The 23,392-nt window shown below is 48.3% G+C and carries 22 protein-coding genes; 19 read left to right on the top strand and 3 right to left on the bottom strand.

Annotation, left to right across the window (positions count from 1 at the left end):
• Positions 1–83: 83 nt before the first annotated feature.
• The 19 genes from dnaN (at position 84) to ACI351_RS06535 (ending at position 20,220) form a co-directional block, all read left to right on the top strand.
• The gene (gene dnaN, locus ACI351_RS06625; RefSeq protein ID WP_439734463.1) at positions 84–1,193 is read left to right on the top strand and encodes a DNA polymerase III subunit beta; all 1,110 of its coding nucleotides are present in this window, start codon (positions 84–86) and stop codon (positions 1,191–1,193) included.
• Positions 1,193–1,489: a DciA family protein gene (locus ACI351_RS06620; protein WP_439734462.1), complete on the top strand. Its 297-nt coding sequence runs from the start codon at positions 1,193–1,195 to the stop codon at positions 1,487–1,489. Before dnaN ends, ACI351_RS06620 begins: the two co-directional genes overlap by 1 nt.
• Positions 1,490–1,518: 29 nt before the next feature.
• On the top strand, positions 1,519–3,990 hold the full coding sequence (gyrB, locus tag ACI351_RS06615; RefSeq protein WP_439734461.1) for a DNA topoisomerase (ATP-hydrolyzing) subunit B: 2,472 nt from the start codon (positions 1,519–1,521) through the stop codon (positions 3,988–3,990).
• A 72-nt stretch (positions 3,991–4,062) separates the two neighbouring features.
• The gene (gene gyrA / locus ACI351_RS06610) at positions 4,063–6,576 is read left to right on the top strand and encodes a DNA gyrase subunit A (protein WP_439734460.1); all 2,514 of its coding nucleotides are present in this window, start codon (positions 4,063–4,065) and stop codon (positions 6,574–6,576) included.
• 132 nt (positions 6,577–6,708) lie between these two features.
• On the top strand, positions 6,709–8,166 hold the full coding sequence (locus ACI351_RS06605) for an alpha-amylase family glycosyl hydrolase (RefSeq protein ID WP_439734459.1): 1,458 nt from the start codon (positions 6,709–6,711) through the stop codon (positions 8,164–8,166).
• Between the two features lie 131 nt (positions 8,167–8,297).
• The gene (locus ACI351_RS06600; protein ID WP_439734458.1) at positions 8,298–8,555 is read left to right on the top strand and encodes an AtpZ/AtpI family protein; all 258 of its coding nucleotides are present in this window, start codon (positions 8,298–8,300) and stop codon (positions 8,553–8,555) included.
• A complete protein-coding gene (gene atpB, locus ACI351_RS06595) occupies positions 8,542–9,303 on the top strand; it encodes a F0F1 ATP synthase subunit A (RefSeq protein ID WP_439734457.1) in 762 nt (253 codons plus the stop codon). Before ACI351_RS06600 ends, atpB begins: the two co-directional genes overlap by 14 nt.
• 45 nt (positions 9,304–9,348) lie before the next feature.
• Positions 9,349–9,579, top strand: a complete 231-nt coding sequence (atpE, locus tag ACI351_RS06590; RefSeq protein WP_432635219.1) for an ATP synthase F0 subunit C — start codon at positions 9,349–9,351, stop codon at positions 9,577–9,579.
• A gap of 17 nt (positions 9,580–9,596) precedes the next feature.
• Positions 9,597–10,091: a F0F1 ATP synthase subunit B gene (atpF, locus tag ACI351_RS06585; RefSeq protein WP_439734456.1), complete on the top strand. Its 495-nt coding sequence runs from the start codon at positions 9,597–9,599 to the stop codon at positions 10,089–10,091.
• Positions 10,091–10,624 carry an ATP synthase F1 subunit delta gene (atpH, locus tag ACI351_RS06580; protein ID WP_439734455.1) on the top strand — a complete coding sequence of 178 codons (534 nt, stop codon included), beginning with the start codon at positions 10,091–10,093 and terminating at the stop codon, positions 10,622–10,624. Before atpF ends, atpH begins: the two co-directional genes overlap by 1 nt.
• 4 nt (positions 10,625–10,628) lie before the next feature.
• Positions 10,629–12,155 carry a F0F1 ATP synthase subunit alpha gene (gene atpA / locus ACI351_RS06575; protein ID WP_439734454.1) on the top strand — a complete coding sequence of 509 codons (1,527 nt, stop codon included), beginning with the start codon at positions 10,629–10,631 and terminating at the stop codon, positions 12,153–12,155.
• Between the two features lie 10 nt (positions 12,156–12,165).
• On the top strand, positions 12,166–13,122 hold the full coding sequence (gene rfaD / locus ACI351_RS06570; protein WP_439734453.1) for an ADP-glyceromanno-heptose 6-epimerase: 957 nt from the start codon (positions 12,166–12,168) through the stop codon (positions 13,120–13,122).
• Positions 13,109–14,014 (top strand): ATP synthase F1 subunit gamma, encoded by a 906-nt coding sequence (gene atpG, locus ACI351_RS06565; protein ID WP_439734452.1) that lies wholly within the window; start codon positions 13,109–13,111, stop codon positions 14,012–14,014. The genes rfaD and atpG overlap by 14 nt, the downstream gene beginning before the upstream one ends.
• Before the next feature lie 15 nt (positions 14,015–14,029).
• Complete coding sequence (gene atpD, locus ACI351_RS06560) at positions 14,030–15,448, top strand: F0F1 ATP synthase subunit beta (RefSeq protein WP_439734451.1); 1,419 nt, start codon at positions 14,030–14,032, stop codon at positions 15,446–15,448.
• A 3-nt stretch (positions 15,449–15,451) separates the two neighbouring features.
• Positions 15,452–15,862: an ATP synthase F1 subunit epsilon gene (gene atpC, locus ACI351_RS06555; RefSeq protein WP_439734450.1), complete on the top strand. Its 411-nt coding sequence runs from the start codon at positions 15,452–15,454 to the stop codon at positions 15,860–15,862.
• A gap of 257 nt (positions 15,863–16,119) precedes the next feature.
• Entirely contained in the window at positions 16,120–16,980 is an 861-nt protein-coding gene (locus tag ACI351_RS06550; RefSeq protein ID WP_439734449.1) for a carbohydrate kinase family protein, read from the top strand.
• Between the two features lie 25 nt (positions 16,981–17,005).
• Positions 17,006–18,145 (top strand): MFS transporter, encoded by a 1,140-nt coding sequence (locus tag ACI351_RS06545; protein WP_439734448.1) that lies wholly within the window; start codon positions 17,006–17,008, stop codon positions 18,143–18,145.
• 63 nt (positions 18,146–18,208) lie between these two features.
• The gene (locus ACI351_RS06540) at positions 18,209–19,018 is read left to right on the top strand and encodes a prohibitin family protein (RefSeq protein WP_439734447.1); all 810 of its coding nucleotides are present in this window, start codon (positions 18,209–18,211) and stop codon (positions 19,016–19,018) included.
• Between the two features lie 71 nt (positions 19,019–19,089).
• The gene (locus tag ACI351_RS06535; RefSeq protein ID WP_439734446.1) at positions 19,090–20,220 is read left to right on the top strand and encodes a tetratricopeptide repeat protein; all 1,131 of its coding nucleotides are present in this window, start codon (positions 19,090–19,092) and stop codon (positions 20,218–20,220) included.
• Between the two features lie 105 nt (positions 20,221–20,325).
• Here ACI351_RS06535 and ACI351_RS06530 read toward each other — a convergent pair whose 3' ends face one another.
• The 3 genes from ACI351_RS06530 to sppA form a co-directional block, all read right to left on the bottom strand.
• On the bottom strand, positions 20,326–21,465 hold the full coding sequence (locus ACI351_RS06530; RefSeq protein WP_439734445.1) for a hypothetical protein: 1,140 nt from the start codon (positions 21,463–21,465) through the stop codon (positions 20,326–20,328).
• Between the two features lie 126 nt (positions 21,466–21,591).
• On the bottom strand, positions 21,592–22,155 hold the full coding sequence (locus ACI351_RS06525; protein ID WP_439734444.1) for a hypothetical protein: 564 nt from the start codon (positions 22,153–22,155) through the stop codon (positions 21,592–21,594).
• Positions 22,156–22,164: 9 nt separating this feature from the next.
• Entirely contained in the window at positions 22,165–23,358 is a 1,194-nt protein-coding gene (gene sppA, locus ACI351_RS06520; protein ID WP_439734443.1) for a signal peptide peptidase SppA, read from the bottom strand.
• Positions 23,359–23,392 lie beyond the last annotated feature (34 nt).

Raw genomic sequence — 23,392 nt, 5'->3', positions numbered from 1 at the left:
ATACACAATCGGCCCTAATACATCGTATAGGGCAAATAACATTATCCCCACAATCAACAGGATATATTAATAGGGATTAAGATATGAAAATAAATATTACTAAATCTACTCTTTTGGAAGGCATACAAATTGTGTCTGCGGGCGTTTCCTCCCGTACCACTTTGCCTATTCTGCATAACTTTTTAATTGAGGCGCAGAGCGGAAAAATAAAACTCGTGCGCACCGATATGGAAATGGCCACCGTCCACTTTGTAAACGCTGAAGTGGAAGAAGAAGGCAGTTTGACTGTTCCGATGAAGGAGTTTTCCGATATCATCAAAAATTTACCCGATGATAAAGAAATTAATTTATATTCGGATGAAAATCATAAATTTCATATTAAATCCGGTAAAAGTAAATTTTGGGTAATCGGCACCCCAAAGTCTGAATATCCCGCTATTCCCGAAGTGGAACGCGAAAACAACGTGTCATTTGATCCGGTGGAATTACAGAAGATGATTGAAAAGACATCGTTTTCTGCTTCTACGCAGGAAACCCGTTATATTTTAAACGGTTTGCTATGGAACAATACGGCCGAAAAATTTGAAATTGTTGCTACGGACGGCGGTCGTTTAGCCGTTGCTACGCACGAAGCGTTGGCTGGATCCCGAGAGTTTAAAATTATCATTCCCACAAAAATTTTAAATGAAGTTTGCCGCTATATCAGTATAGCTAAACCGGATAAGGACAGTAAAATAGAAGTCAGCGTATCCTCTAACCAAGTTAGTTTTGTAATGAACGAAACTACATTTATTTCGCGGCTGATTGAAGGTAATTTTCCTAATTACAATCAGGTAATTCCGACTAAGAAAAACATTGGTTTTGAAGTATTTTCCAAAGATTTACTGGCTTCCACCCGCCGTTCGGCGTTGTGCTCCGGCGAATTTGGCAGCGTGGTTAAATACAAACTGGAGAACAACACACTAACCGTATCATCCAATTCTCAAAATATGGAATTTACAGATGAACTGCCTGTAGAATATACTCAAGAATTGTTTGACGCGGCGTTTAATCCACAGTATATTATTGATGTATTAAAAAACATCGGTACGGATAAAGTGTCATTTTCGTTTGTAAATGCTTCTCAGCCTGTGCTGGTGGAGCCGGTCGGCGATACAATGTTTAAATATGTGATTATGCCGGTGCGGGCGTAATGAAATTCGGCCAACCCCCTAAAAAACAGTGGTATTCCAGCGCGGAGTTAGATAAAAAATATAACGTGCTGAACCGCCGTTTGAATCGTTTGATGATTTTGGACCATATATGGACGCAATTGGTGGGAAATAAAGCAAAATTCTGGGGATTGAAGGCTGTTCAGGGCGGCACGTTGTATGTGCAGGTTAAAATTTCAGTTGCGAAAAACGAACTGATTGCTCGACGGCAGCAGCTGATGGCGGAGCTTAATAAACATTTTGACGAACCTTGGATTAAAAAAATAGAAATTCAATAGATTTTAGTATTCTGACTCAAGGAGTTTTCATGACTGACGAACAGAAAGAGAAGGATTATGATTCTTCAAAAATTACCGTTTTAGAAGGTTTGGAAGCGGTGCGCAAACGCCCGGCCATGTATATCGGCTCGACGGGCTTGCCCGGTTTGCACCACCTGGTGTACGAAGTGGTGGATAACTCCGTCGACGAAATTTTAGCCGGCGGCGCCACCACCATTACCGTTACCATTAAAGACGATATGACCTGTTCTATTCAGGACGACGGACGCGGTATCCCGGTCGACCTGATGAAGAACGCCAAAGACGCCAAACTGCGTAATAAATCGGCCCTGGAAGTCGTTATGACCGTACTCCACGCGGGCGGTAAGTTCGACAGCGGCGCCTATAAAGTGTCCGGCGGTTTGCACGGCGTGGGTGTGTCCTGCGTGAACGCGCTTTCCGAAACCATGGAAGTGGAAGTCCGCCGCGACGGCAAAGTACACTTCCAGCGCTACCACCGCGGTAAGCCGGAAGACAAAGTGGCCGTCATCGGCGACACGAACGAACACGGTACCAAAGTAACCTTCCACGCCGATAAAGAAATCTTCGGCGACGTAGCGTTTTCGTACGAAACCATCGGAAACCGCTTGCGCGAACTTGCGTTTTTGAATGCGGGCGTCAAAATTATCTATACAGACGAACGCAAAGAAAACGACCAAACCGTTACCTTCCATTTTGAAGGCGGTATCGCCCAATTCGCCAAGTATTTAAATACCAACAAAACCGTTATCAACCCAGAACCGATTTATCTCACCAAAGAAGTGGGGGATAATTACATTTCGTTCGCCATTCAATACAACGAAAGTTATTCCGAAAACACCTTCTCCTTTGTGAACAACATTCACACCGTGGAAGGCGGTACGCATTTAAGCGGTTTTAGAAGCGCGCTGACGCGTATTATTAACGAATACATTAAAAACAACAACCTTTCCAAACATAAAGACATTTCCGTCGGCGGTGACGATATTAAAGAAGGTTTGACGGCCGTGTTATCCGTCAAAATTCCGCACCCGCAGTTTGAAGGGCAGACGAAAACAAAGCTCGGCAATTCGGAAGTGGAAGGTATCGTGCGCTCTGTAGTGGGGGAAACGTTATCTACTTTTTTTGAAGAAAATCCCAAAACGGCCAAAGCCATTTGCGAAAAATGCGTAGGTGCGGCAGTAGCGCGCGAAGCGGCACGCAAAGCGCGTGATTTAACCCGCCGTAAAGGCGCTTTGGAAAGCGGGGGACTGCCCGGTAAACTGGCGGATTGCCAAGAACGCGAATCTGCCAAGTGCGAATTGTTCCTCGTCGAAGGTGACTCCGCAGGCGGTTCGGCCAAACAGGGCCGCGACCGCGTGTTTCAGGCTATTTTGCCGCTACGCGGTAAAATTTTGAACGTGGAAAAAGCTCCGCTCGTTAAAATTTTGTCCAGCGACACGGTGCGCGACTTAATCGCCGCAGTCGGTACGGGCGTAGGCGAAGGGGAAGGCGGTTTTGATATTACCAAACTCCGCTACAACAAAATTATTCTGATGGCCGATGCCGACGTTGACGGTCAGCATATTTCCACACTGCTCTTAACATTCTTCTACCGTCAGTTAAAGCCGCTTATTGAACAAGGTCACGTTTATTTGGCGCAGCCGCCGCTCTATAAAGTAAAAAAAGGCAAAGTGGAACAATATCTGCAGACGGAAGACCAAATGCAGCAGTGGTTGATGAAAGAAGGGCTTGCCACGGTAACCGTTACGGATATGAAAAAGAATGAAGATTTGACGCACGATTCACTGCGCGACCTGTTAAAAGTGCTGCGCGACATAGAGGACGTGCTCGGTAAACTGGAAGTCAAAAACATTACGCTTGCCGACTTTATGGCGTTCTTGGCCGAAGGCCGCGTGCCGGTATACCGTATTCCGCTCAAAAGCGGCGGATTCCGCTATTTCTATACAGAACAGGAATACCGTGCCTACGAAGAACAATATATGCAGGAAAAACGCGAAGAACTGGCCGCGGACGGCGTGGACGTAAGCGCGGTTTCCAATGACAGTTTGGTGCCGGAACACCAGAGCCTTTTCGAATTCGGCAAACTGCTCTCCGACGAAAAGAAAATGGAAGCGTTTGGTTTTACCTTTGCGCAGTATCCGGTAATTACCAACGAAAAAGAACGCGTAAACCCCTTGTTTAAAGTAAACAATGGCAAGACGGACGCGCTCGTCTACAGTTTGGCGGAACTCTTGCACGCAGTGAAAGAAGCCGCTTCCGCCGGCGCGACGATTCAGCGCTACAAAGGTCTCGGTGAAATGAACCCCGAACAGCTGTGGGAAACGACGATGGATCCGGCTAAACGTAAATTAATCCAAGTAAAAATCAACGACGCCGCCGATACGGAACAGGCGTTTACGATGCTGATGGGCGATCGTGTAGAGCCGCGACGCGACTTTATTCAATCCCACGCCTTGGAAGTAAAGAACTTGGATATTTAATCCCGTGCGCCGTAGTGTACGTAAGATTTCCTGCGGCGCAACACGATTTATCCGTAACAGGAGATTTTTAGTATGAGTGAAGAAAATTTGAACCAGCCTGAGTCCCAAAATGTGGACTTGTTCGGCAATATCCAACAGCGTGACATTGCAGGCGAAATGCGTTCGTATTATATTGATTACGCAATGAGTGTAATCGTTGGCCGCGCTTTACCGGATGTGCGTGACGGCTTAAAACCCGTACACCGCCGCGTGTTGTATTCTATGAACGAGATGGGTTTAAAATACAATAAACCCTACAAAAAATCCGCCCGTGTGGTTGGTGACGTGCTCGGTAAATATCACCCGCACGGTGACACCGCCGTCTATGATACTCTCGTACGCTTGGCGCAAGATTTTTCAATCCGCAAAACTTTAGTGGATGGACAGGGCAATTTCGGTTCTATAGACGGAGACTCTGCCGCCGCTATGCGTTATACCGAATGCCGTCTCCAACGTATTTCCGAAGAAATGCTGGCGGATTTGGATAAAGACACCGTCAAAATGATTCCCAACTATGACGGTTCTTTAATGGAACCTTCCGTGTTGCCGGCTAAACTGCCTGCGCTACTTGTTAACGGTTCGTCCGGTATTGCCGTAGGTATGGCCACCAACATTCCCACGCACAATTTAGGTGAAGTGTGTGACGGCATTATCGAATACATCAAAAATCCCGATATTACGACCAAAGAGATGATGAAAATCATCAAAGGGCCGGATTTCCCGACAGGGGCGATTATCCGCGGGAGCAAAGGTATTTACGAGTATTTTGAAACGGGCCACGGCAGCGTGCGCGTACAGGCCGCTACGGAAATTGAAGAACGCAAAAACGGCCGCGAAGCTATTATCGTAACCGAAATTCCGTATCAGGTAAACAAAACCTCGCTGATTGAAACCATCGTCGGCTTGGTGCGCGATAAAAAGATTACTGATATTTCCGATATCCGCGATGAGTCGGATAGACGCGGTATGCGTTTAGTTATTGAAATTAAACGCGACGGAAATGCCCAAGTGGTGCTCAATCACCTTTACAAACATACTCAGCTGCAGACCAGCTTTCCCGTCAATATGCTGGCGATTGTAGATGGTCGTCCGCGCGTACTGTCGCTCAAAGAAGTGATGAAAGCATATGTAAAACACCGTCAAGAAGTCATTACCAACCGCACAAAATTTGATTTAAATAAAGCGATGAAACGCGAACACGTGCTTAACGGGTTGTTAATTGCAATTGCGAATATGGACGAAGTCGTCGCTATTATCCGTAATGCCAAAGACCCAACCGAAGCCAAGTTTACGTTAATGACGCGTTTTACTTTGTCGGAAGTTCAGGCGCAAGCCATTTTGGATATGCGTTTACACCAGCTGACCCAGCTGTCATCTTTGGCGATTGAAAATGAACGCAAAGATCTGCTCAAACTTATTGAAGAATTGCAGGGAATTTTGGGCAGCCCGCAGAAAATTTTGGATATTATCGTGGAAGAACTGACCGAGCTCAAAAAGACGTACGGCGATGAACGCCGCACGCAAATCGGGCCGGATATGACGGATTTCTCGATGGAAGATTTAATAGAAAAAGAGGACGTTGTCATCACGATTTCTAATGACGGCTATGCCAAACGCATTCCGCTTTCTACGTACAAGAGCCAGAACCGCGGCGGTAAAGGCATCATTGGCAGTAAGACGAAAGAAGAGGACTTTATGGAACATCTCTTTATTACGTCTTCGCACGCTACGATTTTGATGTTTACCAACCGCGGGCGCGTATTTGCGCTGCGTGCGTTTGAAATTCCCGAAGGCAACCGTATGTCTAAGGGTAAGGCGATTGTAAACCTCTTACAGCTGACCGGAGAAGAAAAAGTAACCTCTGCTGTAGCGATTGAGGATTTTGATCCTAAAAACTGCGAAAATACGTACCTGACGATGTGTACCCGTTACGGCAGCATTAAACGTGTGGAACTGGCCGAATTTGCCAACATTCGCAGATCGGGTATTATTGCCATCGGGCTTGAGGAAGGAGACGTATTGGTGGGAGTACAGACGACGCACGGCAAGTCGGATATTATCGTTGCCACCAAACACGGTAAATCAATTCGTTTTGACGAAAACCAAGTCCGCTGTATGGGCCGTCCGGCTAAGGGTGTGCGCGCCATTAACTTGGGTGAAGGGGATGTGGTCGTCGGTATGGAACACGCGCCGAACGACGAACCCCAGCCCGATGTGCTGTCCGTCTGCGAAAACGGTTTTGGCAAACGCACCGAATTTAGCGAATACAAACGCCAGAACCGCGGCGGTATGGGCGTCATCACCATTAAAACGAGTGCGCGCAATGGCTCCGTGGTGGGGATTAAACTTGTCGACGAAAGCAAAGACCTGATGATTATAACTGAAAAGGGAATGACTATCCGCGTCCGCTGTGCCGACATCCGCTCCGTCAGCCGTAACGCCCAAGGCGTGACGCTGGCCAAAATGGAAGAAGGCGACCGCATTGCCCGTATCGCTCCCGTTGTAAAAGACGAAGAGGAAAACGGGTCGTCTTCCGAAGCCAAATAGTTTGGTTTAACGCTTCATACGCCGGAGAAACAGAATTTCTCCGGCATTTTTTTGTCTTGAATTTACCGGACGGTAAAAAATGTTTGCAAGACGGCGCGGAAAGTGCTATAAAAATAATTAGGGGAATAAAAAATGAGGACAAATCCGCACATCTTAGAAATAAATACGCGTTCTTGGCTTAACCGTCTAGAAGCGAAGCAAGGGCGTGCTTTTACGTTGGACGATGTCCCGGAAGAATTTCTGGACAACGCCAAAACAATGGGGTTTGACGCCATTTGGCTGATGGGTGTATGGAAACAAAGTCCGGCGGCGCGGGAAATCGCGCGCGGTTTGGACGAAATTACCAACGCCGTTCGCGCCATCGAACCAAAGTTTGATCCGCAGGATATTACGGCTTCGCCGTATGCGGTGTACGAGTACGAGGTGGACGAAGCGCTCGGCGGAAACGAAGCGCTTTCCAAACTGCGCGAACGAATGCACCAAAAAGGCATTATCCTATTGCTTGATTTTGTGGGCAATCATACCGCTATCGACAGTCCGACCGTTACCTCTTCTCCGGATTTGTACATCAACACGGGCTTGTCCGAACCGCACGCACACAAAGATTGGTTTTTTAAAAATAAAAACGGGATCTCTATTGCTCACGGACGTGATCCGTATTTTGCTCCGTGGACCGATAGCGCACAGCTGAATTATTTTAATCCTAAAACACGCGAATTTATGCTGGATAATCTGCGGCGCGTGGCCGCGTTGTGCGACGGCGTCCGCTGCGATATGGCAATGCTTTCGCTCAATAAAGTCCACCGCGATACGTGGTGGGAGTTTATCGGCGGAGAATTGCCTAAAGAAGAATTTTGGCACCAAGCATTAACCGCCGTGCGCGAGAAATATCCCGAATTTGTGTTTATTGCCGAAGTATATTGGGGTCTTGAATGGGAAATTCAAGAAATGGGATTTGATTACACATATGATAAAGTGCTCTACGACCGGCTGCGCTTTTCCACTCCGGAAAACATCAAGGGCCATTTAGGTGCAGAACACTTGTACCAAATGCGTTCTATCCGCTTTACATCCAACCACGATGAAGAAGAAGCCTTAAAAGCCTTCGGGCGCGAAAAATCGCTTGCCGCCAGCACCATTATTGCTACACTGCCCGGGGCAAGGCTTTTTCACCTGTTCCAAATTTTGGGCCGCCCCGCGCGTATGCCCGTTCAGTACGCTAAGGATTCGTTCCAAGAGGATGAAACAGTCTACGCGTATTACCGGAAACTGCTGGAAATCGCATCCGCGCCGGCGTTCCACGGGGGCCAATGGTCCTTGCGGGATGTATCTTCTGCGGGAGATGATTCCAACCGTAATATTTTAAGCTGGCAGTGGAAACAGATGAATACGGGTAAAATTATTATGATTAACTACAGCGGCACCCCCGCCAAAGGACGCATTCCGATGAAGGGACTGTACGGACAGAACGGCACGGTAACCGAAGAATTCTCGGGGCAGAAAATTACCGTTACGCCGGAAATGCTGTCCCAAGGTTTTGAGTTGTATTTAAAACCGTACGAAAGTAAAATTTTTACGTTTGCTGTTTAACTTTGTGTTTTTTGTAAAAACCCCGCCTAAAAGGCGGGGTTTTTTAATACAATAAAAGAGTGGCTTTTTAATCGAAAGTTTTTTATAATATTATTATAACTTACCGTACGGTAAGTTATTCGGGAGCAAGAATGGCGTTAGGGCCTTTTTCGAAAGGAGACCATATTGAAATTACCACGCTGGGGTTGGAATTTGCTTCGGCGGTGGGGTTGTGTACGTGGGCCGGATATGTGTTAGACAAAAAATGGGGGGCTGCGCCGTGGCTGCTTGTATTGGGTGCGCTTGTCGGATTTGCTTTAGGATTTTATATGATTGTGCGTGCGGCGAAGAATATGTCCCGCGCGGGTGTAAATTTAAAAAAGGCGGAAAAAAAAGATGGACGTAGCTGAAATTATTTCTCATCATATTTTGGATCACGATTGGGGCGTTGTTTTGGGCGGGATGCGGATGCCCGTTACCACTCACTCTGTTACCATAGTAGCGGTAAGCGTTATTTTATTTTTTGGACTGTACTGGATCTCGCGCCGTCACGAAAGCCGTGCGGGGCGTCTTTTAACTACATTGGCGGAAGAATACGTAACGTTTATCCGCGACGGGATGGTTCTTCCCAATATGGGGGTTGAAGGCCGTTCTTTTCTGCCCTATTTCTGTACGCTTTTTCTGTTTATTTTAAGCGTCAATCTGGCGGGGATGATTCCCGACATGAAAACTGCTACCTCCAACATTTCCGTTACCGCAGCGCTGGCGCTTTGTTCGGGCGGGCTGATTTTATTCAGCGGGCTTAAATTCCACGGGTTTTGGGGCTTTTTAAAGGGATTTGTCCCGTCCGGTACGCCGGCGTGGTTGGTGCCGCTTATTTTCCCGTTGGAAGTGATCAGCTTGATCATTAAAGTGTGTGTGCTGGCCATTCGTTTGTTTGCCAATATGCTTTCTGGTCATATGGTGCTGATTTGTCTGTTACTCATTATTTTTATTGTCGGAAATATGCACGTAGCCGCAGGCGCGGGGTCTTTGATTCCTGCGATGGGGTTAGAAATTTTTATGACGTGTTTGGAACTGTTAGTGGCATTTTTGCAGGCGTATGTATTTACGCTGTTAACTGCCATTTTTGCCGGATCTGTTATTCATACGCATTAATTTAAAATCTAGTACAAAGGGCTTCGGCCCAAAAGGAGAAAGAATATGGAACTCGTAGCACTTAAATATATTGCGGCCGGTATCGGCGCGGGACTTACCGTCATTGGCGCGGGCCTCGGTTTGGGTAAAATCGGCGCCGCGGCTTTGGAAGGTACCGCCCGTCAACCCGAAGCCGGTTCCGATCTGCGCACCACGATGATCATCATTGCCGCTTTGCTCGAAGGCGCCGCGATGTTGGGCCTCGTTATCTGCTTGCTTACGATGGTAATGAAATAACCCGTTAGGAAGCGGCTATGGAAGATTTATTGAAACCCGACTACGGGGTGATGATTCTTACCGTCTGCAACTTTTTGCTTTTGGTATACTTGCTTAAAAAATTTGCGTGGAAAGGCATTATCGGCGCCTTGGAAAAACGCGAACAGCAAGTGGCCGATGACAAAAAACAGGCGCAGGAAGCCCGTGAGTCTGCGGAACAATTAAAGCGCGAACTGGACGAAAAGCTGGCCCAAATTGCAGATGAAGCCGCCAAAAAAATGGCGGAAGCTGTCCGCGTTGGGGAGGCACAGCGCGACCAGATGCTGGCTGCGGCAAAGGAACAATCCGAACGCTTAACACAGCAAGCCAAAGCGCAAATTGAAGCCGAAAAGAACCAAGCGCTGGCCGAAGTACGCGGCGAAATCGCCCGTACAGCCGTGCTGGCTGCTGAAAGAGTCATCCGTCAGCAAATCAGCGACGCGTCCGCCCAAGAGGCGGTTGACCGCGTGCTGGAAGAAGTAAAGGCCAAATAATGAATAGTTCAGATAGAATCGCGTTGCAGCGTTACGCCGCCGCTTACGACGGGCTAAGCTCCACAAATGAGGAAGCCGTCCGCCGCACGGCGGATTTGCGTGCGGCGGAAGAAGCGCTTGTTTCGGTGCACGAATTTATGACCAGTCCACGCGTTACGCTTCAGCAAAAGAAAGATGCGGTACGCGCTGCTTTGGCCGGTGCGCCGGTAACGGCTTCGTTTATTGAACTTTTGCTTGATGCCAAACGTTATGCGCTGCTACCCGCTGTTACGCGGGAGGTAGAAGCGCTTTTGGACGGGAGGCTGAATATCGTCCGCGCGCAGGTGTTTTCGGCGCGGGAGCTTTCCGCCGAACAAAAAAAGAAGACCGAAGAAGCCCTGTCTGCGCGTTACGGCGGCAAGGCAGAGGTTTCTTTTCACACGGATCCGAACCTTTTGGGGGGACTCAAAATTTGGTGTCGGGGAGAACTGGTGGACGGAAGCCTGCAAGGGCAGCTTGCCAAACTGCAGGAAGAATTGACGAAATCACGGTAACTATATGGCAATCAGACCAGAAGAAATAACCAATATCATTAAAGAAAAAATAGAACATTTTGACGCCAAAGCCGACATTAGCGAAGTGGGCACCGTCATCCAAGTAGGCGACGGCATTGCCCGCGTACACGGGCTTTCCAACGTCAAAGCCTCGGAACTCGTGGACTTCGGAAACGGAGTTAAGGGTATGGCGATGAACTTGGAGTATGATAACGTCGGCTGCGTACTGATGGGCGCGGATCATTTGGTGCACGAAGGCGGCACCGTAAAACGCACCGGAGAAGTAATCAGTATTCCCGTCGGGGCGGGGATGATCGGCCGCGTAGTGGATCCGCTCGGTAACGCGCTTGACGGCAAGGGGGAAATTAAGACCGACAAAAATATGCCTTTGGACATCGTTGCCCCCGGGATTATCGACCGTCAGCCCGTTAAACAGCCGCTTCAGACCGGTATCAAAGCCATTGACGCGATGGTGCCAATTGGCAAAGGACAGCGCGAATTGATCATCGGCGACCGCCAAACGGGTAAAACTGCCATTGCGGTAGACGCCATTATCAACCAAAAGAACATTCCCGAATCGGAACGCTGTATCTGCATTTACGTGGCTGTGGGCCAGAAACAGAGCACGGTGGCGCAAGTCGTTAAAACGCTGACGGATTTCGGCGCAATGGATTATACCGTAGTAGTATCAGCTACTGCGTCCGATCCGGCCTCTTTGTTATATATTGCTCCTTATGCGGGCTGCGCTATCGGCGAATACTTTATGTGGCAGGGCAAAGACGTGCTGATTGTATATGACGATTTATCCAAGCACGCGCAGGCGTACCGCCAGATGTCTTTGCTTTTGCGCCGCCCGCCGGGCCGTGAAGCTTACCCGGGGGACGTATTTTACTTGCATTCCAGACTCTTGGAACGCGCGTGCAAGCTTTCCAAAGAAAACGGCGGAGGATCGCTGACCGCGCTTCCGATCATTGAGACGCAGGCGAACGACGTATCCGCGTATATTCCTACGAATGTCATTTCCATTACGGACGGCCAAATTTATTTGGAAAGCAGTTTGTTTTTAAGCGGTATCAAACCGGCCATTAACGTTGGTTTATCCGTATCCCGCGTAGGCGGTTCGGCCCAACGCAAAGCAATGCGTGCGGTGGCTGGTACGCTTCGTATTGATTTGTCCCAGTATCAGGAACTGGCGGGATTTGCGCAGTTCGGCTCCGAACTTGATAAAGAATCCCAGCGCCAGATTGCCCGCGGCCAGCGTATGACGGAACTGCTAAAGCAGGACCAATACTCTCCACTTAAAGTGGGCGAAGAAGTGTTAGTATTGTATGCGGGCGTGCACGGTTATTTGGACGGCGTGAATGTGTCCGACGTGCTTTCTTATGAAAAGCAGCTGCTTGCTTATGCGCGCTCCGAACGTGCGGACGTGCTGGATGAACTCAACGCCTCCAACGAGCTGACGAAAGAACTGGAAGAGAAAGTGGTTGGATTATTGGACGCTTTCAAATCTGTGTTCAAAGCCGCCAAATAGGAGAGGTGTAATGGACTCTAAAACGAAGAAAAAATACTTGGTTACCGGCGGGGCCGGATTTATCGGCAGCAACCTTGCCAAAACGCTGGAAGCCCAAGGACACGAAGTAACCGTAGTAGATGATTTTTCCAAAAACGGAAATTTCAACAACTTAACCGGCTTTAAAGGCGACGTCATTACTGCGAATTTGTTTGAGTATATGATGCACGATATGTATTTTGATGCCATTTTCCACGAGGCCGCTATTACCGATACTACGGTTACGGATCAAAAAGCGATGATGGAGCAAAACGTAGAAGCGTTTAAGAATTTGCTTACTTTCGCGGCGGAAAATGAAATCAAAAAAGTCATTTACGCTTCCAGCGCGGCTGTTTACGGCAATGGGCCGGTGCCAAATGCGGAAACGCAGTCCACGCGGCCGGAAAACGTGTACGGCTTCTCTAAGGCCGTGATGGACAATGTCGCCCGTTTGTTTGCCGAAGATAACCACGATATGAAGATTATCGGCCTGCGCTATTTCAACGTTTACGGTCCGGGGGAATACTATAAGGGTAAGATGGCCAGTATGGTATACCAACTTTACAACCAAATGAAGGAAGGCAAGCGTCCGCGCGTGTTCAAATCCGGCGAACAACAGCGCGATTTTGTGTACATTAAAGACATTGTAAAAATTAATCTTTGCGCATTAAATAACGGTAAAGAAACGGGCGTCTATAACGCGGCTACGGGTATCCCGCGCGATTATAACGATATCATCCGTTGCTTAAATAAAGAACTCGGCACCCGGCTGGAGCCCGAATATATCGACAATCCGTATCCGTTCTTCCAGCTTAAAACGCAGGCGGATATGACGCTTGCTAAAGAGAAACTCGGCTTTGAGCCGGACTATTCTCTGGAAGCCGGCATTGCCGACTATGTAGCCGTGTTGGAAGCGCGCAATCAGCAGGTGAAAAATGGAATCGCTTAGGGATATACGGCAAAACATTAAAGCGGTCAAATCCACACAGCAGATTATGCAGACGATGAAGATGATCTCCAACGCCCGCATCCGCAAAGCACAGGACGCAATGACCGCCGCCCGTCCGTTTGCCAAAAAGATGCTGGAAATGGTGGACGATTTAAAGCAGGACATTCTTGCTATGCCCCAGCCTGATGATGGAAGTGAGAGCCCTGCCGGACGGTTTTTTGTCAACCGGACGGGGGATCCTTCCAAAATCGGGCTTTTGGTCATTACAGGGGATAAAGGCTTGGCGGGATCATTCAACGCGGTCCTTTTGCGCGCGGCGCTGCACTTTTTGAAAAAACACCAAGATAAACAAGTTACGCTGTTCGCCGTCGGCAAGAAAGGAAGAGATTTTTTCGCCCGTTTAAAAATGCCCAATCTGCGTATTGTGTACGAGAGTGTAGGGATTTTTCCCAAAGTATCATATGCGCACGCGGAGCTGTTGGGTGAAGCGGTAATGAAAGCGTTTTTTGAAGAAAAACTGGGTTCGGTTACGTTGATTTATAACGATTTTAAATCGCTGGCCAGCCAGAATTTGGTGGAGCAAAAGATTTTGCCGTTTAATTTTGAGCAAAGCCAAAATAAACGGGAAGAACGTGACTTTGAATTTGAACCCGGGGTCAAAGAGATTTTTAACATTTTGGTTCCGCGTCTTTTCAAGGCTAATATGTACCGTATTTTGCTGGAATCTCAGGCCGCTAATTTGGCCGCTACCATGAATGCAATGGACGCAGCCAGCAAAAACGCTGGAGAAATTGTCAGCGCGCTGGGCGTAAAATTAAATAAAGTGCGTCAGGCGGGCATTACGAACGAAATTTTGGATATCGTCAACGGGGCCAATGCCCTTAACGGTTAACATTACAGGAAAAATATGAAGACTGGAAAAGTAATTCAAGTTATCGGTGCGGCGGTAGACGTGCAGTTTGAGCAGGAACATCTCCCCGCCATTGAAAACGCCGTCGAAATTGAAATGGACGGCGGCGCGAAAATCGTGGCCGAAGTGGCCCAACAGATGGGCGATGGAATCGTCCGTTGCGTGTCGCTGGAAAGTACGGACGGCCTTCAGCGCGGCGCCAAAGCCGTAGATACGGGTGCGTCGTTGCAAGTACCCGTGGGGGAAGCGTGCCTCGGCCGCTTGATGAATGTACTGGGCAAACCGCAAGATCATAAAGGCGACATTCCCGCCGCAATGCATATGCCCATTCACCGCAATCCGCCCTCTTTGGAGGACCAAAATCCCACACCGGAAATTTTTGAAACGGGTATTAAAGTGATCGACTTAATTGCCCCGTATATGAAAGGCGGTAAAGTGGGGTTGTTTGGCGGCGCGGGCGTAGGCAAGACCGTGCTGATTATGGAGCTGATTAACAATGTAGCGCGCGAACACCACGGCAGTTCTGTCTTTGGCGGCGTAGGCGAAAGAAGCCGCGAAGGCAACGATTTGATGCTGGAAATGAGTGAATCCAAACTGTCTGACGGAAGCTCCGTGCTTGATAAAACGGTGCTTGTCTACGGGCAGATGAACGAACCGCCAGGGGCGCGCGCCAAAGTGGCATTGACCGCGCTTACACAGGCGGAATACTTCCGCGATGTAAAAGGACAGGACACCTTGTTGTTCTTGGATAACATTTTCCGCTATGTGTTGGCCAATTCCGAAGTGTCTGCCCTTTTGGGCCGTATGCCTTCGGCCGTAGGTTACCAGCCGACTTTAAATACCGAAATCGGTAACTTGCAGGAACGTATTACATCTACCAAAAAAGGCGCCATTACGTCCATTCAGGCCGTTTATGTGCCCGCCGACGATTTGACCGACCCGGGGGTTGCCGCTACGTTTACGCACTTGGATTCTACCTCCGTACTTTCGCGCCAGATTGCCAGCTTGGGTATTTATCCGGCTGTGGATCCTCTTGATTCCACCTCCCGTATTTTGGATCCGCGTATTATCGGGCAGGAGCATTACGATGTTTCCCAAAGCGTGCGCAAAGTGCTGCAGAAATATAAAGATTTGCAGGACATCATTGCCATCTTGGGTATGGACGAATTATCCGATGAGGATAAAAAGACTGTGGCACGCGCCAGAAGAATCCAAAAATTCCTGTCGCAGCCGTTCTCGGTGGCGGAACAGTTTACCGGTTATGCGGGCAAGTACGTCAAATTGGCCGACACAATCAAGGCCTTTAAAGGTATTGTGGCCGGTGAATATGACCATATTCCGGAATCCTGCTTCTATATGTGCGGCGGAATTGAAGATGTTCTCGCCAAATACGAACAGGTAAAAGATAAAGAGTAAGCTATGCCTAAACAACTGACCCTTAACTTAATTACGCCGGAAAAACAGCTTATTTCCGACCTGCAGGTGGATATGGTTATTCTGCCCGCGCTGCTGGGGGAAATGGGGATATTGCCCGGACACGTCAAAACGATTGTGCAGCTGGGTATGGGTTCCCTGCGTTATAAAAAGGACGGGAAAGAAGAAGCGTTTGCCGCGCTGGGGGGCTTTGTAGAAGTGCTTAACAATGTGGTAAACGTATTTGCCGAGAGTGCGTCTTTGGCGGACGAGATTGACGAAGAAGCCGAAAAGCAGAAAATTAAAGCAGCTAAAGAGTCGTTGTCCAATAAGGATGCCGATATTGACTTCGAACTTGCAGAAATGGAGATTAAGCAGGCAATAGCGAGAATGAAGGTCAAAAGACGGAAGATGTAATCATAACCACTGATATTAACTGATGTTTTACGTACAACGGATAAGAAAAAGATTTCTTGTCCGTTGTTATTTTGGGAAGGAATCTTCGTCTTTCCCGAAGTTTATCATTGGGAATTGGTCTTTTCGTAAAGGGCATATCCCGTACTATGTTTTATGGGCGTACATAGCTGTTAATTTGGCGGTCAAAATTTGGGATAAACCATTTTTTGCGGTTACTCTTTTTCTCGTTTAGGTTACAATATAAGCAAAGGTATTTTATGACAGACAAAAAACCATTTATCATAGGAATAGGGGAACTGTTATGGGATGTGTTTCCCGAAGGGAAACGTGCCGGAGGCGCCCCCATTAATTTTGTATATCACGCCGTGCAGGCGGGGGCGGAAGGCTGTGCTGTTAGTGCGGTGGGAGATGATGAGTGGGGGCGAGAAATTTTACTGGAGCTAAAAAAGAGCGGAATTCAAGGAATCATTTCCACCGTGCCTTATCCTACGGGACACGTGCTTGTGAAAATGAAAGACGGGATTCCCTCTTATAGCATTGTGGATGACGTGGCGTGGGATCATCTGCCGCTCACTCCCGAAGCGTTAAACGCTGTTTCCCGCGCCGATGCCGTTTGCTATGGTACACTTTCGGTTCGGCATATGCACACGCGGGAGACGGTGGAAAAGTTATTGGCGTCGGCACGGCCGTCCGCGCTACGGTTTTTTGACATTAATTTGCGACAATCTTATTATTCCAAAGCGCTCATAGAGGAACTTCTCGGTTTTGCTAACGCATTTAAATTAAATGATGACGAGCTTATCATCCTGCGCCATTTATTTGGTTTGACGGGGACAGATGAAGAAATTTGCCGCGTTTTGTTGCAGCGCTATCAGCTGCGGTATTTAATTTTTACGGCGGGGGATAAATATAGTGTTGTTTATACACCAAACGATATCTCCCGCATAGCTACGCCGCGTGTTACAGTAGTAGATACCGTAGGAGCGGGGGATTCTTTTTCGGGCGCGTTTGTGTATGGGGTTTTGACGGGGAAGACCCTGCAGGAAGCGCACGAAAACGCCGTTAAAACGGCGGCGTTTGTTTGCTCCCGCGCAGGGGCTTGGCCGTCTTACCGCTAGGAGAAAGATGTCAAGAGATAAACGTATGTATGGAACGTTGTTTCCCGTTATGCTGTCGTTTGTAGCGATGGGTTTTGTGGATGCTGTCGGTGTGGCAACGCATTACATAAAAGCGGATTTCCGCTTGTCCGATACAGTCGCCAATTTGCTTCCATCTATGGTGTTTTTATGGTTTTTGGTATTTTCCGTGCCTACCGGAATGATGATGAATAAAATTGGTCTGCGCAAAACGGTTTTGGTCGGTTTAATTCTTACTGTCTGCGCACTTGTATTACCGTTTGCCGGTTATTCTTTTGGCGTGATGTTGGCGTCTTTTGCGTTCTTGGGGTTAGGAAATACGCTGTTGCAGGTTGCTTTGAATCCGCTTCTTTTCAATCTAGTTTCGAAGGATAAACTGGCCGGAGTAATGACTTTTGGGCAGTTTGTTAAGGCTATTGTTTCTTTTTTGGCTCCGTTGCTTGCAGGGAGTGCGGCCGTCTGTTTTGGCAGTTGGAAATGGTTATACTTGATTTTTTTGGCGGAAGCAGCGGCTGCGTTTATGTTCTTATTCCGTGAAAAAATTCAGGAGAGAGGGGAGGCTTCCTCGTCTTCGTTTGCGGAGGTTTTCCGGCTGCTCGGCGACGGGTTTATCCTGTGTTGTTTTTTGGGTATTGTATGCCACGTGGGCATTGACGTGGGCATAAATGTAACGGCCCCGCGTCTTTTAATGGAACGCACAGGATTGGATTTAACCCGCGCCGGTTACGCCCCCAGCGTGTATTTCCTTTTTCGTACGGCGGGTTGTTTGTTGGGATCTTTTGTTTTGTCGCACTTTTCGGCTAAAAAATTCTTTTGGGTCAGTGCGGGTTGTGTGGCCGCCGCACTGGGCGGGCTTGTTTTTTTGTGGGGACAGTGGCCGTTGTATGTGTGTATTGCGCTTGCGGGTTTTGGCAATTCTAACATATTTTCTATTATTTTTTCGCAGGGTATGTTGCATAATCCGGAAAAGAAAAATGAAATCTCCGGTCTGATGATTACAGGGCTTTTTGGAGGAACAATTTTTCCGCTGGTGATGGGAATAGCTGCTGATGTGGTGCACGCTCAAACGGGGGCGGCCGGTATCTTTTTTGCAGGCGCGTTATTTTTGTTGTGGACGGGGAAAAAGCTTTTCGCTTCGATGGAATAATTTTTGTATGCTTCTTAGGGAAAAAAAGTATAATAAAAATATATCCGCATATAAGGAGATTGTATGAGAAATATTACTCCAGTTACTTGGAATTGGAAACAATTTGTTCTTCCTGTTGTGATTTTTTTGGCGGCCGTCTGCGCACTCGGTTCTTATTTTACCGTGTCCGCGGGCAATGTGGCCGTAAAACTGCGTTTCGGTAAAATTGTGGGCGCATACAGCGAAGGTTTGCATTTTAAATTGCCGCTGATAGACTCCATTGAAAAGTTTTCCGTCCGCATTCGTAAAGATTCTTTTAATACGGAAGCGTTTTCCAAAGACTTGCAGACCGTCGGTTTGACCTTGGCCATCAACCACCGTATTTTGCCTGATACGATAGAATCCATCTACCGCAACTTGGGGCCGGAGTACACGTCCACAGTTTTAAAACCAATGGTAGAGGAATGGACGAAAGCCGTTATCGCCAAATACTCGGCTGACAGCCTGATTTCCAACCGCGTGCAGGTGGCCAAAGAGCTGGATGAAATCTTAAAATCTAAGATGGCGGAAAAACAAGTAATCGTTTCTGATATTGCTATTACGAACTTTGAATTTTCTCCGCAGTTTTTAAAAGCGGTAGAAGAAAAACAAATTGCCGAGCAGGAAGCCAAACGCGCCACAAACTTGGTAGAAAAAGTAAAAAAAGAAGCCGAACAGAAAATTCTTCAGGCAGAAGCGGAAGCCAAATCCTTGCGGTTGCAGCGTGAAGTAGTGTCCGATAATTTAATTAAACTGCGTCAGGTAGAAGCGCAATTAAAAGCGATTGAAAAATGGGACGGACGTATGCCTACTTATATGGCGGGAGACCAAATGCCGTTGGTAATGGCAAAATAGTCCCCGTACCGGAAATTTTAAAGGTATAATGGAAGAGAGAGTCTCTCTTCCATTTTTTATTTGGAGAATGTATGAAAACGGTTTTTAAAATTCTTTTATTTTTAGCGGTTTTTTGCGGTATTTATTGGTTTGTATTTTATCAAACGCCTGAGCAAAAGACCTTTGCGCGGGAACTTTCCTTGGCGCAAAGCGGAAATGTACAGGCCGCGGTGCGGACTGCGGAATTTTTTAAACGAGGAGAAGGCGTCAAACAAGACGGCGCACAGGCTGCCGAATGGTACCGCAAGGCTGCTTTGGCAGGCGACGCCGGAGCCGCATATGAATTGGCAGAACTGTATATAACGGGCGATATCTTACCCAAAGACGAGGCCGAAGCTCTTGTGTATTTGCGTGTGGCGGCACAGGCGGATGAACCGCGCGCACAGCGTGAACTGGCCCGTTTTTATGAAGAAGGGCTTGGTGGAATGGAGCCCCATCAAGGGGAGGCTCTTTTATGGCGTTTTTTAGCGGCGCAGAACGGGGATGCGGAATCCGCCTTAGCCTTGGAAAAAGCCCAAAAAGACCAGCCCGAACTGTATGCGCAAATTAGAGCGTTGGAAGAAGATTTAGCCGCCGCGCGGGAAGGCAGTGCAAGCGCGCGGATTCGCGCCGGATTAGCTTATCGTAGGGGGAGCTACGTTTTGCAAAATAATGAAGAAGCCGCGCGCCTTTTTACGCTGGCGTGGGAAGAGAACAAACTGGGGCAGGCTGCGTATGAACTGTCGGAAATGTATCGTAGTGGCGCAGGGGTGGAGCAGAACGCAGTCAAAGCGGCGGAGTTAATGGGGCAGGCAGCACAACTTGCGTATCCCGCCGCCCAGTATGCGTTGGGAGAGGAAGCGTATAAGGATGACCCTCCTCGTTACCAAGATGCGTTTGCGTGGTTTTCTAACGCAGCAGCAGGCGGATACATAAACGCGCAGTATATGACGGGTTTTATGTTAATGCAAGGACAGGGAACAGAGCGGTCTGTGCCGTTGGCTGTTAAGTTCTTCCGCGATGCTGCGGAACACGGCCACACAGCGGCCCAATATGTATTGGGGCAGATTTACGTTAAAGGGTTGGGCGTGGCGGCGGATAAAAAAGCAGGAGAGGAGTGGCTTTCCCGCGCTGCGCAAAATGGCAGTACAGATGCGCAGGCGTTACTGGACGCGCTGCATTAAAGCTTGCCCGACAAGGGACGCCCCGAATCCGTCAGAACGGGCTGTGCCTTGGTTGGCCTCCTTGTACAAATACATAAAACAGCAAGCGGTATAAATAGAATTTATTCATTTCCGCAGGGTTTGGGTGATATTATTTTCGCCCGCAGTCCATTCGTACCAGTATATTTGGCGGCGGGGATATATCCGGCCTTCGGACTGGATCTCAAGACGGAATAAATCTCCCTGTTGTACATCAAAAAATGTTTCCAAATGGGCAAAATCCATAAACGGATAGCGCGGCAGTTTTTTTATTACGCGCCCGTCGCGAAGCTGCATAATAAATCCGATGGCGTCCGTTGGATGCAGGCGCATAATCTGCAGGCCGTTAAACACTAGCGCAATATCCTCCTGCGGAGTATACGCGCCGCTTGCCTGGCGCGCCAGCGTGCGCAGCCAGAAGGCGGGTACGGCTATGTTTAAATCGTGCGTTTGGGCGTTAAACTGGCCGAGCGTACCGGAGAACCAATCGGCAGACTTGGATTGTCCCGCCAATAAACTTCCAATATGCACTCCCGCCACTTTTCCGTTTTGTAACAACGGGGATCCGCAATAACCGTTCATAGGTACGTTTGTCTGAACATATTTGGTTAAAATACGATATTGGCTGGCAAATAACACTTCCCGTACCGGCTGGGATAAAAAGTTTCCGCGTGCAAAACCGCTTGAAGAAAGTACACTGTGGGCGGAGGGAAGTCCGTCCTCCAGCTCCAGCGGCTGGAGATACGGCAGCGCCTGCGGCGGAATTTCAAATAATGCCAGGTCCACTCCGGCCGCACTGCCTTCTTTGGAAGGTTTGGCTTCTAGGGTAACGGGGACGCCGTTTTCGTCTGTGAACGTCATATACGGCGTATGGTTGATATCGTCCATCACGTGCCGGGCGGTTACGCCCCACACGTGGCCGTCTATATTCACGGCAAACGCACTGCCTTTGTGTTTGGATTCGGGCGTGGCTTGTACGGTAAAAACGGAACTGCGGATAGTGGGAGGAATGGGGGCCGTCAAGGGGCGCATAGGGGCGTTGCCTGTTTTTAAAAGCGGCATAACGGCGCGCAGCGGCTGTTGATGCAGGGCGGCAGTTACGACGGCCCTGTCTATTTGGGCGCTAACGCGCGTCAGGTTTTTTACAACGGCCGGAACCTGTGCGTTTGCGGAAAGCCCCGCAAGCGTGAATACAATACAGAGTCCGCCGGAATAAAATTTTGTCATATAAGATGATAAATAACGGGACCGTTTTACACCAAGACTTTTGCCCGCAGGAACAGATAGGCCCGCGGGCTTAAATAAAAAGCGGCGAAGTAAAAAACTCCGTGGCACAAAGATCGGTTTTATCCGTTAGAACAACAGGCTGACTGTCCAAATAAAAAATATGCCGGATAGAAACAATACGGTGCAGATGGGAAGAAACCCAAACAGCCACGCACCGATTGCTTTGCCGGTACCGATAGTGCAGACGCGTTTTAATGCGCGCGTTAAATAACCGAGCTGAAGCGCAAACACAAATGCCAGCGCTATGGGCGCAAACCAACCGAGTTTTGCGTCCGGTACTGTTGCGGAAACGAGTGCGAACGCGATCAGCAATCCTTTAATAAATCCGGCGGAACCTACCAAACAAAAGAGTTCGGCGGGTGAAACTTTTATACGGGAAAAATCCAAAAACAGTCCGCATAAAGACGCAATGAAATATCCCGCCGTCAGTTCCGCCGCAAATACGGCCGCCAGTTTAAATATAAGGACAGGTACAGAAAGACCGTCGCCGATGTTGAAAAACAACACCCACCCCAGCGTAGCCGCAAAATATCCCGCACACGCCTGTTTAAGCGAGCGCTCTTGCAAGATGACCCGCAAGGCTTCGTTCGGGTTTTTTATATATAGAAAATATGTTTTCAGCAAATTCATATGAGCCCCTTAGTTGACCCATAAGTACGATACGCTGGGTGTCGCCAAACTTTGCAGCTGCTTAGTCAAGGACTGATTTTCCATACTGGAACCGAATGAGAAAATCAGCTCTCTGAGTCCGTCTGACGGGCGTTGATTGATGATTTTGGGGTCTTTGATTCCGGCCAGTTCTCCGGCCAACAGGCGGGCTTCTTCTTCTCCGCCGAGTTTATCGATAAATCCCAAGTTAAACGCGCGCTGGCCCGTAAACACGCGGCCGTCGGTGTATTCGGTCAGATTTTCGGGTGTGACGTTCGGTCGGCCTGCTTTTACCGCTGCAAAAAATTGCGTGTAGGTATCGTTCACCATATCCTGCAGAATGGCTTTTTCGGCATCAGTCATCGGGCGATAGGCGGAGCCCATATCTTTGTATTTTCCGGAAGTGATGGGCATTACCTTCACGCCGATTTTGTCAAATAAACCTTCCACGTTACTCGTTTGCATAATTACGCCGACGGAACCGGTAATCGTACCGGGTTCGGCTACGATTTTGTCTGCCGCCATAGCAATGTAAAATCCGCCGGAGGCCGCTACATCGCGAAATAAAGCTACGATTTTTTTACCGTTTTCTTTGGCTTTTAACAGTTCTCCGTAAATGTTTTGTACAGAAGCCACTGTTCCCCCCGGGGAGTTAATGTCAAGCACGATGGCTTTAACGTTTTTGTCATCTGCCGCGTCGCGGATTTTTTTTGCAATAGCACCTGCACCCGTGGGGCGGGAAAACGGACCGGAAGAGTTGTCCTGCGCGATGACGCCGCGCACTTTAATCCACGCGATACCGGTTTTGGGTAATTTAGATTTTTTTAGTGCATCCGCAATTTTGGCAGAAGCGGGTTCATCGTCTGCAGTTTCTTGTGCGGAGGGGACTTCTTTTTCACAAGAGGAGACAGGTTTTATGGTTAAATATAATCCGCAGCACGCGGATACTGTAAACGTCAACAGCAAAAGCAAAGCCCAAAGCCCGCGGCCGGAGGACAGTTTTGCTTTTCCGGAGGAGTTTTTTGTTTTATTTGTGGAATCTGTTTCGGTTTCGGTTGTTTGTTCTTGTGAGCTGGAAAACAAAGCGGTATTTTCGTGCTCCATTAATTTTTTTTCCCAGCTTTCGCGCGGCAGACTAGTGTCAGTATCTGCAGGAATCGGCGCGTCTTTTTCGTTTTCAGACATAGAAAGCTCCTTTCAAATAAAAATCTTACTTAAT

The organism is Candidatus Avelusimicrobium sp., from assembly GCF_051874775.1.
Taxonomy (GTDB): domain Bacteria; phylum Elusimicrobiota; class Elusimicrobia; order Elusimicrobiales; family Elusimicrobiaceae; genus Avelusimicrobium.
This window is presented reverse-complemented; position numbering and strand designations above follow the sequence as displayed.